At 63.9% G+C, this 13,778-nt stretch carries 12 protein-coding genes; 3 read left to right on the top strand and 9 right to left on the bottom strand.

The genetic code is table 11. The features are described 5' to 3' along the window. Positions 1-425 precede the first annotated feature (425 nt). Both pncB and nadE read left to right on the top strand, forming a co-directional pair. Positions 426-1,631 (top strand): nicotinate phosphoribosyltransferase, encoded by a 1,206-nt coding sequence (pncB, locus tag AC2CQI_RS23145; protein ID WP_484577995.1) that lies wholly within the window; start codon positions 426-428, stop codon positions 1,629-1,631. A gap of 3 nt (positions 1,632-1,634) precedes the next feature. Then, positions 1,635-2,462, top strand: coding sequence for an ammonia-dependent NAD(+) synthetase (gene nadE, locus AC2CQI_RS23140; protein ID WP_484577994.1), 828 nt, complete (start codon positions 1,635-1,637; stop codon positions 2,460-2,462). Positions 2,463-2,548: 86 nt separating this feature from the next. Here nadE and azu read toward each other — a convergent pair whose 3' ends face one another. Next, on the bottom strand, positions 2,549-2,995 hold the full coding sequence (gene azu / locus AC2CQI_RS23135; RefSeq protein ID WP_075804735.1) for an azurin: 447 nt from the start codon (positions 2,993-2,995) through the stop codon (positions 2,549-2,551). Between the two features lie 351 nt (positions 2,996-3,346). On the opposite strand from azu, the gene AC2CQI_RS23130 reads away from it, so the two are divergent. Further along, positions 3,347-3,934: a cytokinin riboside 5'-monophosphate phosphoribohydrolase gene (locus tag AC2CQI_RS23130; RefSeq protein WP_484577993.1), complete on the top strand. Its 588-nt coding sequence runs from the start codon at positions 3,347-3,349 to the stop codon at positions 3,932-3,934. On the opposite strand, the gene AC2CQI_RS23125 is transcribed toward AC2CQI_RS23130, so the two are convergent. The 8 genes from AC2CQI_RS23125 to rpsF form a co-directional block, all read right to left on the bottom strand. Next, entirely contained in the window at positions 3,919-4,824 is a 906-nt protein-coding gene (locus AC2CQI_RS23125) for a transglutaminase family protein (RefSeq protein WP_484577992.1), read from the bottom strand. The genes AC2CQI_RS23130 and AC2CQI_RS23125 overlap by 16 nt on opposite strands. Further along, positions 4,824-7,289 (bottom strand): circularly permuted type 2 ATP-grasp protein, encoded by a 2,466-nt coding sequence (locus AC2CQI_RS23120; protein WP_484577991.1) that lies wholly within the window; start codon positions 7,287-7,289, stop codon positions 4,824-4,826. The genes AC2CQI_RS23125 and AC2CQI_RS23120 overlap by 1 nt, the downstream gene beginning before the upstream one ends. A gap of 243 nt (positions 7,290-7,532) precedes the next feature. Then, complete coding sequence (locus AC2CQI_RS23115; RefSeq protein ID WP_484577990.1) at positions 7,533-9,839, bottom strand: YgiQ family radical SAM protein; 2,307 nt, start codon at positions 9,837-9,839, stop codon at positions 7,533-7,535. Between the two features lie 106 nt (positions 9,840-9,945). Continuing rightward, positions 9,946-11,343, bottom strand: coding sequence for a replicative DNA helicase (gene dnaB, locus AC2CQI_RS23110; RefSeq protein ID WP_075804739.1), 1,398 nt, complete (start codon positions 11,341-11,343; stop codon positions 9,946-9,948). Positions 11,344-11,453: 110 nt separating this feature from the next. After that, positions 11,454-11,900: a 50S ribosomal protein L9 gene (gene rplI, locus AC2CQI_RS23105; RefSeq protein WP_075804740.1), complete on the bottom strand. Its 447-nt coding sequence runs from the start codon at positions 11,898-11,900 to the stop codon at positions 11,454-11,456. Between the two features lie 21 nt (positions 11,901-11,921). Further along, positions 11,922-12,818: a hypothetical protein gene (locus AC2CQI_RS23100; RefSeq protein ID WP_484577989.1), complete on the bottom strand. Its 897-nt coding sequence runs from the start codon at positions 12,816-12,818 to the stop codon at positions 11,922-11,924. Positions 12,819-12,854: 36 nt separating this feature from the next. After that, positions 12,855-13,085 (bottom strand): 30S ribosomal protein S18, encoded by a 231-nt coding sequence (gene rpsR, locus AC2CQI_RS23095; protein WP_009403887.1) that lies wholly within the window; start codon positions 13,083-13,085, stop codon positions 12,855-12,857. A gap of 28 nt (positions 13,086-13,113) precedes the next feature. Continuing rightward, positions 13,114-13,539 carry a 30S ribosomal protein S6 gene (rpsF, locus tag AC2CQI_RS23090; RefSeq protein WP_009403888.1) on the bottom strand — a complete coding sequence of 142 codons (426 nt, stop codon included), beginning with the start codon at positions 13,537-13,539 and terminating at the stop codon, positions 13,114-13,116. Positions 13,540-13,778 lie beyond the last annotated feature (239 nt).

Genomic DNA, 13,778 nt, shown 5'->3' with positions numbered 1-13,778 from the left:
TACTTCAGCAACTTGTTTCAGCCCATTGCTCTGAGCAAGGGCCGTGCCATCGGTTTTTTATTCGAAAAAAACACGCACCGCAGTTTTCCAGCAGAGACTTCCGGGCTTTCTTTTCAGGTCGTGCAACCGCTTGCCAGACACAAAGAGCAACCTTCCGAAGAGGGAAAGCGCAACCCGCCGATGCCATCATTGCAACCTTGACGCGTGTTTACGTGCAACCGCCCTGTAACAGGATGCGTAACGGAACTGCACATCCGCGGTGCGCGACTGCTACAACAAGCACCATAAGAGGCTAGACCGCCCCGGGAAAATCGCCGCTATCGGTAGTCTGCTACCGAACGACCCGTGAATCGGCCTGACCCCGGGCGGAGTACACTGGCACAATGGGCAGCCTTGATGGCACCCGCCGGAACTGGAGCGACCTAATGAGCGAAAGCGCCTTCGCAGACCGCATCGTGCAAAGCCTGCTGGACACCGATTTCTACAAGCTGACGATGATGCAGGCGGTGCTGCACAACTACCCCAACGTCGACGTCGAGTGGGAGTTCCGCTGCCGCAATGGCGAGGACCTGCGCCCCTGGCTGGGGCAGATCCGTGCACAGATCGAGCGCCTCAGCGACCTGAGCATCAGTGACGAGCAACTGGGCTTCCTCGAACAGATCAGCTTCATGAAGCCGGATTTCCTGCGTTTCCTCGGCCTGTTCCGCTTCAACCTGCGTTACCTCGACATGGGCATCGAGAACGACCAGTTCTACCTGCGCATCAAGGGCCCCTGGCTGCACGTGATCCTCTTCGAAGTGCCGCTGCTGGCGATCGTCAGCGAGGTGCGCAACCGCAACCGTTATCCACAGGTGGTGCTGGGCGACGCCCGCGACCAACTGCTGCGCAAGTTCGACTGGCTGCGGGCCAATGCCAGCGAAGACGAGCTGGCCGGGCTGCAGGTCGCCGATTTCGGCACCCGCCGGCGCTTCTCCTATGGCGTCCAGGAAGAAGTGGTGAAGGTGCTGAAGAGCGAGTTCCCGGCGCGCTTCGTCGGCACCAGCAACGTGCACCTGGCATGGAAACTGGATATCAAGCCGCTGGGCACCATGGCCCATGAATGGATCATGGCCCACCAGCAGCTCGGCCCGCGCCTGATCGACAGCCAGATCGCCCCCCTCGACTGCTGGGTCCGCGAGTACCGCGGCCTGCTCGGCATCGCCCTGACCGACTGCATCACCATGGATGCCTTCCTGCGCGATTTCGACCTGTACTTCGCCAAGCTGTTCGACGGCCTGCGCCACGACTCCGGGGATCCGGTGCTCTGGGCGGAAAAGGCCATCGCCCACTACCGCAAGCTCGGGATCGACCCGATGACCAAGACCCTGGTGTTTTCCGATGGCCTCAACCTGCCGCGCTCCCTGGAAATATTCCGGGCGCTGCGCGGGCGGATCAATGTCAGCTTCGGCATCGGCACCAACCTGACCTGCGACATCCCCGGCGTGGCGCCGATGAGCATCGTGCTTAAAATGACCGACTGCAACGGCCAGCCGGTGGCGAAGATCTCCGATGAGGCCGCCAAGACCCAGTGCCGCGACGCCAATTTCGTCTCTTACCTGCGTCACGTTTTCCAAGTTCCCAGCGAGGAGTAACCCATGCAAGCCGTCCAGCGAGAAATCGCCCAGCAGCTCAAGGTCCAGCCGCCATTCGCCGACCGCGCCGCCCTCGACGCCGAAGTCGCCCGGCGCGTCGCCTTTATCCAGCAATGCCTGAAGAATGCCGGGTTGAAGGTCCTGGTCCTGGGCATCAGCGGTGGCGTCGATTCGCTCACCGCCGCCCTGCTCGCCCAGCGCGCGGTCAATGAACTGCGCGAGCAGACCGGCGACCAGGCCTACCGCTTCATCGCCGTGCGCCTGCCGTACCACGTGCAGCACGACGAGCACGACGCCCAGGCCTGCATCGACTTTATCAAGCCTGATGAACTGCACACGGTGAACATTGCCCCGGCGGTGCGCGCCCTGGCCACCGAGGTCAAGGCCCTGGACGGCGGCAAGCCGGCCATGGTGGATTTCGTCGTCGGCAATACCAAGGCGCGGATGCGCATGGTGGCCCAGTACACCATCGCCGGTGCCCGCGCCGGCCTGGTGATCGGTACCGACCACGCTGCCGAGGCGGTGATGGGCTTCTTTACCAAGTTCGGTGACGGGTCCTGCGACCTGGCGCCGCTGAGTGGCCTGGTGAAGAACCAGGTGCGCTCGATCGCCCGCAGCTTCGGAGCGCCGGAGTCACTGGTGGAGAAGGTGCCGACCGCCGACCTGGAGGATCTGGAGCCGGGCAAGCCGGACGAAGCGTCCCATGGCGTGACCTACGCACAGATCGACGCCTTCCTGCACGGCGAGCCGGTGAGCGAGGAAGCGTTCGGGATCATCAAGCGGACGTACGAGAAGACGCAGCACAAGCGGGAGATGCCGTTCGCGCCGTGAGAACAGCATCGCTGGCAAGCCAGCTCCCCAACGGACCTGTGGGAGCTGGCTTGCCAGCGATGAGGCCCTGAAGGCCCCTGAAGGAATTACTTCAGTACGACAGCGCCCTTCATCATGCTGATGTGGCCCGGGAAGGTGCAGAAGAACTGGTAGTCCTGACCCGCTTCCAGCTTGGACACATCGAAGGTCACGGAGCTGGTTTCACCCGCGCCGATCAGCTTGGTGTGGGCAACGATGCGCGCATCGCTCTCATCCAGGTAACCGCCGTCCAGGCCCTTGCCCATGCTGGCAGTGGCGATGGCAGGGGCGTCGGCAGCCTTGGCGATCACCAGGTTATGGCCCATGACGTTCTTCGGCAGGGTACCGGAGTGGGTCAGATCGACAGTGAACTGCTTGCAGCTCTTGTCGATCACGATTTCCTTGGTGTTGTAGGACATCTGGTCGGTGGAGTCGACGGTGACCTTGCAATCAGCCGCCATTACCTGGGCACTGGCAAGGGTCAGCAGGGATACGGCAACAAACTTGGCAAACATTGTGAATCTCCATGGCAGGTTTTTTATTGAAATCAGACTGCCCCATCCAGCGCAGCGGACTGGTGACATGGGTCAAGGGTTAAGACCCTGAATCGGCAGTGAAATTCTCTATGGTGTCCATCAAGACAATCAACGTGCGCCATCATGCCCCTATGACCGAGGATGGGACAACCTCTCATTTAGGAGTAGTACGACATGACCCTCGGCAATTTCATGCAAAGCCTCCTGGCCGCCTACGCCTGCGGTGCCACCGGCGCTGCCTGCGAGTTCTCCCGTCCGGAGTGAAATACAAGACTTGGAACCAACGCCCCATGACCGTACCCTGTGGCCGTTTTCGACCCGGAGGAAGTCATGTCCCTACGTTCCGTTTGTGTTTTCTGTGGCGCCAGCACCGGGGCCAGCCCGGTCTACCGTGAAGCCGCCATCGCCCTCGGCCAGGCCATCGCCAAACGCGGCCTGACCCTGGTCTACGGCGGTGGTGCCGTGGGCCTGATGGGTATCGTCGCCGATGCGGCCATGGCGGCCGGTGGCGAAGTGGTCGGGATCATCCCGGTCAGCCTGCAACGCGCCGAAATCGCCCACCCGGGCCTGACCCGCCTGGAAGTGGTCGACGGCATGCACGCCCGCAAGGCGCGCATGGCCGAACTGAGCGATGCCTTTATCGCCCTGCCCGGCGGCCTGGGAACATTCGAAGAGCTGTTCGAAGTCTGGACCTGGGGCCAGCTCGGTTACCACGGCAAGCCGCTGGGCCTGCTGGAAGTCAACGACTTCTACGAGAAACTCAGCGGCTTCCTCGACCATGTGGTCGCGGAAGGCTTCGTGCGCCCGCAACACCGCTCGATGCTGCAGATGAACGAACAGCCCGATGCCCTGCTCGACGCCCTGTCCGCCTGGGAGCCGGTGGTGCAGCCAAAGTGGGTCGATCAGCCGCCGACCTGATCCTCCAGCGGCAGCACCGTCACCCGCACCTCGGGGTCGTGGCTGCCGCCGCCGAGGATCACCCCGCGCAGGGGTGAGACATCGGCGAAATCACGGCCCCAACCGAGGGTGATGTGCTCCAGCGCCGGCAGCAGGTTGTTGGTGGGATCGAAGTCCACCCAGCCATGCCGGGGGCAGAACACCGAGACCCAGGCATGGGAGGCGTCGGCGCCGATCAGCCTGGCCTGCCCGGGCGGCGGCTGGGTCAGCAGGTAGCCGCTGACATAACGCGCCGCCAGCCCCCGCGAACGCAGGCAAGCGAGCATCAGGTGGGCGAAGTCCTGGCAGACCCCGCGACGTCGCTCCAGCACCTCCACCAGCGGCGTGGCGACCTGGGTCGCGGCGGCATCGAAGGTGAACTCGCGGAAAATCCTGTCCATCAGCGCCCGCACCGCCTCCAGCAACGGCACACCGGGGCCGAAGCAAGGCTCGGAGAACGCCACGAAACGTTTTTTCAGACGCACGAAGGGCGATTCGAAACGGTAGCGGCTGGCCTCCAGAACGACCGGGGACAACGCCTGCCGCGAATAGGCCAGGGCCTCCCGCGCCTGCTCCCAGGCCGGCGAGGCGGCAAGGACTGGCTGCCGGCGCGGCAGGACTTCGATGCGCACGCGGGTGCTGACCTTCAGCTCATCGTGCTGGTACTCCAGGCCCAGGCGGGTCAGCGGGTTGCCGAAAACATCCTGCTCATCGCGGCGCCGGGTCGGCAGCGGACTCACCTCCAGCACCCGCTCCTCGCAACGCTGCCAGGCACACTCCCGCGGCCACAGGTGCACCAACTGCTGAGCCAGGGACACCGGGCTGGCGTAGCGGTAATGGGTGTCGTGAAGAATCTGGTAACGCGCACTCATCAGGAGGACACCGTCTGCTGGCTGATATCGACATGGGCGAAATGGCGCAGGGCCAGGCGCTCGGCGGCGGCTTCGGCGCCCGAGGCGATCCGTTCGAGCATCGCGGCCAGCCCCTCCAGCACCGCCTGCAGGCTGGCCTCGCCAAACAACGGGTCTTCCAGGCTGCGCAGGTCGAAACGCTTCAAGCGCTCGGCCAGCTCGCTCAGCTCGGCCTCCGCCGGGCTGCGCAGGCGCTCCAGCGAACGCAATAGCGAGCGCAACTGGAACAGCACGCCGTGGGGGTTCTGCTCGTCCAGCAGCAGCAGGTCCAATGCCGGAACCAGTTGCGCCACCGCCAGGTAACGGGAGCGGTAGGTGATGCTGCTGTTGGCCAGTTCCAGCAGCCATTCCAGACCGGCCTGGTCGGTCGCTGCCGGACCACGCAAGAAGCCGGCGAGGCTGCCGCTCAGGGCGTACAGGCGCTCGATCCGCCGCCCGGTCAGGAGGAAGCGCCAGCCTTCGTCGCGGGTCATGTCGTCCAGCGCAAAACCCGACAGCGCCGCCATCGACAGGATCAGGCGGTTGAGGAAATCCAGCAGTTCGGTGAAGTCGGCGGAGAGGTCGTCAAGGCGCTGGGCCTCCCGTTGCAGCTCGCTCAGCGCCTGCCAGTTCTCCCGCGACAGCTTGCCCCGCACCTGCCCCGCCGCCCATTGCAGGCGCTGCAGGTTGGCGCGCAGGCTGAAGCCCCAGTTCGGGTCGAGCAGGGCTGTGCGCAAGCGGGTGTCGAGGGTCCCCTCCTCGGGCAGCAGTTCGAGCTGTTCGGCCAGTTGCACCGCCGCCTCCAGCGCTTGCGGTGAGTCGCCGTCGAGGTAACGCCCAAGCAGGATCCGCAGCAGCCGGGCACTGGCATCGCAGCGCTCGCAATAGCGGCCGAACCAGAACAGGTTTTCCACCACCCGCGAGGGCAAGTAGGGATCCGCACGCACCAGGTCGGCCACACCAAGACTGCGACTGACCTGCCACTGTTCGCCCCGGGCCGGGCGTTCGCCCAGGACCCAGGTGTCCTTGCTGGCGCCGCCGCGCTGCATCGAGACCACTTCAGCATCGGCCTGCGCCGCCACCCGGGTCAGGCCGCCCGGCAGGACCCGCCAACCCTCGGCGTCGGCCACGGCGTAGACGCGCATGCCCACCGGACGATCCTCCAGGCCAGCGCCCTGCCAGACCGGCGCCTGGGACAGTTGCGCCAGTTCCTGGGCGACATAGGCGTAAGGACGCGCCCGCAGGCGTTCGGCCAGGGCCTGGCGCTGGGCCGCGTCCAGATCCCGCCCCAGCAGTGGCTGGAAGCTTTGCGAGGGGAAGGCGGGCTTGAACAGCAGGTCCGGCATCTTCTCCAGGGCCTGCTCCAGCGCCGCCGGCTCGCCGCACCACCAACTGGCGATGGACGGCAGGATCAGTTCTTCACCCAGCAGGCGCTGGCTGATCCCCGGCAGGAAGCCCGGCAGTCCGGGTGACTCCAGCACACCGCTGCCCAGGGCATTGGCCACCAGCACGCGGCCCTGGCGCACCGCGTCTAGCAGGCCGGGCACGCCGAGAGCGGAGTCGGTACGCAGTTCCAGGGGATCGCAGAAATCGTCGTCGAGCCGACGCAGGATCGCGTGGACCCGGCGCAAGCCGCTGAGGGTCTTGAGGTAGACGGTGCCATCGCGCACGGTCAGGTCGCTGCCTTCGACCAGTGGATAACCCAGCTGGCGGGCGAGGAAGAGATGTTCGAACCAGCTTTCGTTGAAGCGGCCCGGGGTCAGGAGTACCACCAGGGGTGTTTCCCGTCCGCAAGGAGCCTGGCGTGCCAGGGTCTGTTGCAGGGTGCGGAAGAAGCCGGCCAGATGCTGCACGTGCAGGTCGCGGTACAGCTCGGGGAAGGCCCGGGAAACCACGGTGCGGTTTTCCAGGGCGTAGCCGGCGCCGGAGGGGGCCTGGGTGCGGTCGGCGGTGACCCACCAGCGTCCGTCGGGACCGCGGGCCAGGTCGGCGGCGTAGATATGCAGCCAGGTCTGCCCGGGGACCTCGATGCCCTGGCAGGGCCAGAGGAAGTTGTTGTGGCCAAAGACCAGCTCGGCGGGCAGCAAACCCTCGGCGATCAGTTGCTGCGGCCCGTAGATATCCGCGAGTACGCCATTGAGCACCTGCGCACGCTGGGCGATGCCCCGAGCCAGTTCGTCCCATTCGGCGGCGGGGATGACCTGGGGCAGCAGGTCCAGTTCCCAAGGGCGGTCGGCGCCGTCCGGGTCGGCGTAGATGTTGTAGGTGACGCCGTTTTCCCGCAGTTGCCGGTTGAGCAGGGACTGGCGCTGGGTCAGTTGCTGCGTGCCGCTGCGTTGCAGGTGGGCGAGCAGCTCCTGCCAGTGCGGACGCACGCTGCCGTCGACGGCCAGCATTTCATGCCAGGTCGCGGGGCTTGGGGTCAGGGCATCCAGCAGGTCGGGCATCGGGGCGCTCACAGGGGAGTTGTGGGCGGGATGCGGCAAGAGTTATGCCAGTGGCTTTTCCGGTGTCTGGTCTGGCCTCATCGCTGGCAAGCCAGCTCCCACAGGGTTCCATGCCAGCCACAAAATGCGGGCCCGGCGCGATCCTTGTGGGTGCTGGCTTGCCAGCGATGAGGCTCTCGGCACCTTGCACCGGATAGGTGCAATGAGGGGCTTCATGACGGGGCGCTGGCCCCGTCATGGGGCTTAGCGCGGCAGGACCGGCTGACGCTTGGTCTTGCCCTTGCCGCCTTTGCCACCTTTGGCCGCATCCTTGCGCGCCTTGGCCGCTTCCTGGTTGCGGGCGAACGCGGCGGCCTTGGCCTCTTCGCGCTTGTCCCACGGCTTGGCGCCATCGCTGGCACGCGGCGGCAGGCCGGTGTGCTGGGTGAGGATCTTCTGTTCCTTGCCCACCTTGTGGCTGCCCGCCGGGGTGGAGTTCTTGCGTCGGGCACTCTGGTAGCTGTCGGTCGCCGGCTGGTGCGCCGGGATCAACTGGTGCTTGCCCGAGCCGATCAGGTCGGCACGGCCCATGCGCTCCAGGGCCTCGCGCAGCATCGGCCAGCCCTTCGGATCGTGATAACGCAGGAAGGCCTTGTGCAGGCGGCGCTGCTCCTCGCTCTTGACGATGGTCACGCCTTCGCTCTTGTAGGTGACCTTGCGCAGCGGGTTCTTGCCCGAGTGGTACATGGCGGTGGCCGAGGCCATCGGCGACGGGTAGAACGCCTGCACCTGGTCGGCACGGAAGCCGTTGCCCTTGAGCCACAGCGCCAGGTTCATCATGTCTTCGTCGGTGGTGCCCGGGTGCGCGGCGATGAAGTACGGGATCAGGTACTGCTCCTTGCCCGCCTCCTTCGAGTACTTCTCGAACATGCGCTTGAAGCGGTCGTAGCTGCCGATACCAGGCTTCATCATCTGGTTCAGCGGGCCTTCCTCGGTGTGCTCCGGGGCGATCTTCAGGTAGCCACCAACGTGGTGGGTGACCAGCTCGCGCACGTATTCCGGCGACTCCACGGCGAGGTCGTAGCGCAGGCCCGAGGCGATCAGGATCTTCTTCACCCCCGGCAGGGCGCGGGCGCTGCGGTACAGCTTGATCAGCGACGAGTGGTCGGTGTTCAGGTTCGGGCAGATCCCCGGGAACACGCAGGACGGCTTGCGGCAGTGAGTCTCGATCTCGGTGCTCTTGCAGGCGATCCGGTACATGTTGGCGGTCGGGCCGCCAAGGTCGGAGATCACCCCGGTAAAGCCCGGGACCTTGTCGCGGATCTCTTCGATCTCACGAATGATCGACTCGTGGGACCGGTTCTGGATGATCCGCCCTTCGTGCTCGGTGATGGAGCAGAAGGTGCAGCCACCGAAGCAGCCACGCATGATGTTCACCGAGAAACGGATCATTTCATACGCCGGGATACGCTCCTTGCCGTAGGCCGGGTGCGGGATCCGCGCGTAGGGCATGCCGAACACGTAGTCCATTTCCTCGGTGGTCATCGGAATGGGCGGCGGGTTGAACCAGACGTCGACTTCGCCGTGCTTCTGCACCATGGCCCGGGCGTTGCCGGGGTTGGTTTCCAGGTGCAGCACGCGGTTGGCGTGGGCGTAGAGCACCGCGTCGTTGCGCACCTTCTCGAAGGAAGGCAGGCGGATCACGCTCTTTTCGCGGGTCATGCGCGGGCTGTCGAGCAGTTGCACGACCTTCGGCTCGTTCGGGTCCTCTACGTTGCCCTTCTCCTGCTCGATGGCGCAGGCCTGGGTGTCCTGGGTGTTGACGTAGGGGTTGATGATCTTGTCGACCTTGCCCGGACGGTCGATACGGGTCGAGTCGATCTCGTACCAGCCCTGCGGGGTGTCACGGCGGATGAACGCGGTGCCGCGGATGTCGGTGATCTGCTCGATGCGCTCGCCGGCCGACAGGCGCTGAGCGATATCGACCACGGCGCGCTCGGCGTTGCCGTACAGCAGGATGTCGGCGCAGGCGTCGATCAGGATCGAGTGGCGGACCTTGTCCTGCCAGTAGTCGTAGTGCGCGATACGGCGCAGCGAGGCCTCGATGCCGCCGAGGACGATCGGCACGTGCTTGTAGGCTTCCTTGCAGCGCTGGCTGTAGACCAGGCTGGCGCGGTCAGGGCGCTTGCCGGCCAGGCCGCCCGGGGTGTAGGCGTCGTCGGAACGGATCTTCTTGTCCGCGGTGTAGCGGTTGATCATCGAGTCCATGTTGCCGGCGGCGACGCCGAAGAACAGGTTGGGCTCGCCGAGCTTCATGAAGTCGTCTTTCGACTGCCAGTTGGGCTGGGCGATGATCCCGACGCGGAAGCCCTGGGCTTCCAGCAGACGGCCGATGATCGCCATGCCGAACGACGGATGGTCGACGTAGGCGTCGCCGGTCACGATGATGATGTCGCAGGAATCCCAGCCGAGCTGATCCATCTCCTCCCTGCTCATCGGCAGGAACGGCGCTGGCCCGAAGCATTCGGCCCAGTACTTGGGATAGTCGAAGAGTGGTTTGGCTGCTTGCATGTCAGTGACCGGTTTTTTTGGAAGGCGGGAAAATCACGGGCGCGGAGAATAGCACAAAAATTGACCAATTCCGACGCTGAAGGTCGGAATTGGTCAGGCGACGCTCTTACTCGTCGTCGTCGAAGTTGTAGCTGCCCGGGGCGAGGTTCTCGAAGCGGGTGTACTTGCCGATGAAGGCCAGGCGGATAAAGCCGATCGGACCGTTCCGCTGCTTGCCGATGATGATCTCGGCGATGCCCTTGTGCTCGGTCTCGGGGTGATACACCTCGTCACGGTAGACGAACATGATCACGTCGGCGTCCTGCTCGATCGCTCCGGATTCCCGCAAGTCGGAGTTCACCGGGCGCTTGTTGGGCCGTTGCTCCAGGGAGCGGTTGAGCTGCGACAGGGCGATGACCGGGCAGTTGAATTCCTTGGCCAGGGCCTTGAGGGACCGGGAGATCTCGGAAATCTCGTTGGTCCGGTTGTCGCCGCTGGAACCGGGGATCTGCATCAGCTGCAGGTAGTCGATCATGATCATGGCGATATCGCCATGCTCGCGAACAAGGCGACGGGTCCGCGCACGCATTTCCGACGGGCTGATGCCGGCGGTATCGTCGATGAACAGCTTGCGGTCGTTGAGCAGGTTGACCGCCGAGGTCAGCCGCGGCCAGTCGTCGTCGTCCAGTTGGCCGGAACGCACCTTGGTCTGGTCGATGCGGCCGAGGGACGAGAGCATACGCATGATCAGCGATTCGCCTGGCATCTCCAGGGAGTACACCAGCACCGCCTTGTCGCTGCGCAGCACGGCGTTTTCCACCAGGTTCATGGCGAAGGTAGTCTTGCCCATCGACGGACGGCCGGCGACGATGATCAGGTCGGCCGGCTGCAGGCCGCTGGTCTTCTCGTCGAGGTCGGTGTAGCCGGTGGACAGGCCGGTGATCTCGCTGTCGGAGTTGAACAGCGTGTCGATGCGGTCGATGGCCTTGGTCAGCAGTTCGTTGACGCCCACCGGGCCGCCGGTCTTCGGACGCGCCTCGGCGATCTGGAAGATCTGCCGCTCGGCTTCGTCGAGGATCTCTTCGGCGTTGCGCCCTTGCGGGTTGAAGGCGCTGTCGGCGATGTCGTTGCTGATGCTGATCAGTTGGCGCAGGGTCGAGCGCTCGCGAATGATCTGCGCATAGGCCTTGATGTTGGCCACCGACGGGGTGTTCTTCGCCAGCTCGCCGAGGTAGCCGAGGCCGCCGACCTGGGTGCTCAGGCCTTCCTTGTCCAGTTGCTCGTGCAGGGTGACCACGTCGAACGGGACGTTCTGATCCACCAGCTTGTGGATGGCGCGGAAGATCAGGCGGTGGTCATGCCGGTAGAAGTCGCCATCGGAGACTTGATCGAGCACGCGCTCCCAGGCGTTGTTGTCCAGCATCAGGCCACCGAGCACGGCCTGTTCGGCCTCGATGGAATGCGGCGGCACCTTCAGCGCGGCGGTTTGCAGATCATATTGCTCTGGGGCGGTTATCTCGTTCATGGCCACCTGGAAATCTGGGGGGTGAAAAAGACAAAGGGCACGACCTGCAATGCAGGATCGTGCCCGATGTTAACCGGCTGCTCCCGAAGGAACCAGCCGATCGATACAGCTTAGGCTGCTACGACGACCACGCGTACGGTGGCTTCGACGTCGCTGTGCAGGTGCACGGCTACGTCGTATTCGCCAACCTGACGGATGGTGCCGTTCGGCAGACGAACTTCAGCCTTGGCCACTTCAACGCCGGAGGCGGTCAGGGCGTCAGCGATGTCGTGGGTGCCGATCGAACCGAACAGTTTGCCTTCATCGCCCGCGGTAGCGGTGATGGTGACTTCCAGTTCAGCCAGTTGGGCTGCACGGCTTTCAGCCGAAGTTTTCTTGTCGGCAGCTGCTTTTTCCAGCTCGGCGCGACGCTCTTCGAACGCAGCCAGGTTGGCAGCGTTAGCGACGGTGGCCTTGCCGAATGGCAGCAGGAAGTTACGACCGTAACCAGCCTTGACTTTAACTTTGTCGCCCAGGTTGCCCAGGTTGGCGACTTTTTCCAGCAGGATCAGTTCCATTTGGTATAAACCTCTTAACTTTTAACCTTCACCGTTCGCGGAGCCGTTACCGGCGTCCTTGGACGCCCCGCGTCCGCGAAAATCAATCAGGCTGTCGACAATGGCCAGGACCACGAGCAACGGATAAATCAGCTGCATGAACAGCAGCAGCGTTACGTACAACCCGACCAGCCAGAACTTCGCCAGTCGCTTCTGCGCCACCAGGCCGTGAATCACGGCCAGTCCGGCGAAGACCAGCGGCACGGTGCACAGCGGTGTCAGCATGCCCAGCTGGGTACCGAAATTCGGACCCACCAGCATCAACACCAGCAGCACCAGCGCCGCCGCCAGCGGCAGTCTTACGGCTCGAAACTCGATGCCGAAGCCTCCCGGGTTATACAAGGCTGCCTGCCAGTAGCGACCCAACATCAGGGCCATCACACTGACCGCTTGCAGCAAGGCCGCAATCAGGCCGGTAAGCACCGGTGCGATCAGCCCTTCGAGTCGGCCCCGCTCTTCTACCGACAGTTGTTGGTAGATCCCGTCGAGCATCTGCGGAAGGATCTTGGCGATCTCTTGCGCGAGGGTGTCGATCGGTTCGCGGAACACCGAACCCAGAACGGCGCCATACACCAGGCCCAGGGCGATGCTGGACAACAGCACCCGGTTCCAGGACTGCCCGGCGCGCAACAGCGCTGCCAGACCCAGCGTCCCCAGCAACACCATCAAGGTGCGCGGCTCGCCGAAGTACCACCAGGCCAACGCCGGCAGTACAGCCCAGGCAAGAACGCCGGAGGCGTCCTTGAAACCGCGCCGCAGGAACACCAGGCTCCCGGCGGCGGCACTCAACCAGAACAGCAGCGGCAATGCCGCACAACCCACCACTACCAGAGTGGCCTGCACGCGACCGCGCATGATGAAATCAGCCAGGGCCCGCATGCACTTTATCCTTTGCTACTTGTCGACGACCCGGTCTCAGCGGCCGTGGCTGTCGGTGTAGGGCAGCAGGGCCAGGAAGCGGGCGCGCTTGATAGCGGTAGCCAGCTGACGCTGATAACGAGCTTTGGTACCAGTGATACGGCTTGGAACGATCTTGCCGGTTTCGGATACGTAAGCTTTCAGGGTGTTGAGATCTTTGTAATCGATCTCTTTCACGTCTTCAGCAGTGAAGCGGCAGAATTTACGACGACGGAAGAAACGTGCCATGTAATAGGCTCCTCAAAAGATCCGTGGATTACTCGTCAGCGTTATCGCTGTTGTCGCTGTCATTGCTGTCGTCGCCTTCGGCGCTGTCAGCATGCTCAGGACGGTCACGACGCTCACGGCGCTCGCTGCGGTTTTCTTCAGCCTTGAGCATCTCGGACTGGCCGGTAACGGCTTCGTCGCGACGGATGACCAGGTTACGGATCACGGCATCGTTGTAGCGGAAGTTGTCTTCCAGCTCGGCCAGGGCCTTGCCGGTGCACTCAACGTTCAGCATCACGTAGTGAGCCTTGTGAACATTGTTGATTGCGTAGGCCAGTTGACGACGGCCCCAGTCTTCCAGACGGTGGATCTTGCCGCCGTCTTCTTCGATCAGCTTGGTGTAACGCTCAACCATGCCGCCGACTTGCTCGCTCTGGTCCGGGTGAACCAGGAAGATGATTTCGTAATGACGCATGAATGCTCCTTACGGGTTGTAGTCTGCCGACAATGCGGTCAGACAAGGAGTGAATGACACTGTATGTCTTGTCCTGAACCAGGCACGCATGCCCGGGACAAGGCGCGCAATTGTAGAGAAGCGCGGTGGGACAAGCAAGGTGATTGGTGAAATATTGAGCAAACCCCTGTAGGAGCTGGCTTGCCTGCGATGGAGTGCGAAGCGCTCCTGAAACCATCCAGCACGAGCTGCCGGTGGAT

Source organism: Pseudomonas sp. P2S-1, from assembly GCF_057197725.1.
This window is presented reverse-complemented; position numbering and strand designations above follow the sequence as displayed.

What these genes read in the sequence shown, in the direction of transcription:
- pncB (WP_484577995.1), top strand. Translation starts at nt 426, where the DNA reads ATGAGCGAAAGCGCCTTCGCAGACCGCATCGTGCAAAGCCTGCTGGAC.
- nadE (WP_484577994.1), top strand. Translation starts at nt 1,635, where the DNA reads ATGCAAGCCGTCCAGCGAGAAATCGCCCAGCAGCTCAAGGTCCAGCCG.
- azu (WP_075804735.1), bottom strand. Translation starts at nt 2,995, where the DNA reads ATGTTTGCCAAGTTTGTTGCCGTATCCCTGCTGACCCTTGCCAGTGCC.
- AC2CQI_RS23130 (WP_484577993.1), top strand. Translation starts at nt 3,347, where the DNA reads ATGTCCCTACGTTCCGTTTGTGTTTTCTGTGGCGCCAGCACCGGGGCC.
- AC2CQI_RS23125 (WP_484577992.1), bottom strand. Translation starts at nt 4,824, where the DNA reads ATGAGTGCGCGTTACCAGATTCTTCACGACACCCATTACCGCTACGCC.
- AC2CQI_RS23120 (WP_484577991.1), bottom strand. Translation starts at nt 7,289, where the DNA reads ATGCCCGACCTGCTGGATGCCCTGACCCCAAGCCCCGCGACCTGGCAT.
- AC2CQI_RS23115 (WP_484577990.1), bottom strand. Translation starts at nt 9,839, where the DNA reads ATGCAAGCAGCCAAACCACTCTTCGACTATCCCAAGTACTGGGCCGAA.
- dnaB (WP_075804739.1), bottom strand. Translation starts at nt 11,343, where the DNA reads ATGAACGAGATAACCGCCCCAGAGCAATATGATCTGCAAACCGCCGCG.
- rplI (WP_075804740.1), bottom strand. Translation starts at nt 11,900, where the DNA reads ATGGAACTGATCCTGCTGGAAAAAGTCGCCAACCTGGGCAACCTGGGC.
- AC2CQI_RS23100 (WP_484577989.1), bottom strand. Translation starts at nt 12,818, where the DNA reads ATGCGGGCCCTGGCTGATTTCATCATGCGCGGTCGCGTGCAGGCCACT.
- rpsR (WP_009403887.1), bottom strand. Translation starts at nt 13,085, where the DNA reads ATGGCACGTTTCTTCCGTCGTCGTAAATTCTGCCGCTTCACTGCTGAA.
- rpsF (WP_009403888.1), bottom strand. Translation starts at nt 13,539, where the DNA reads ATGCGTCATTACGAAATCATCTTCCTGGTTCACCCGGACCAGAGCGAG.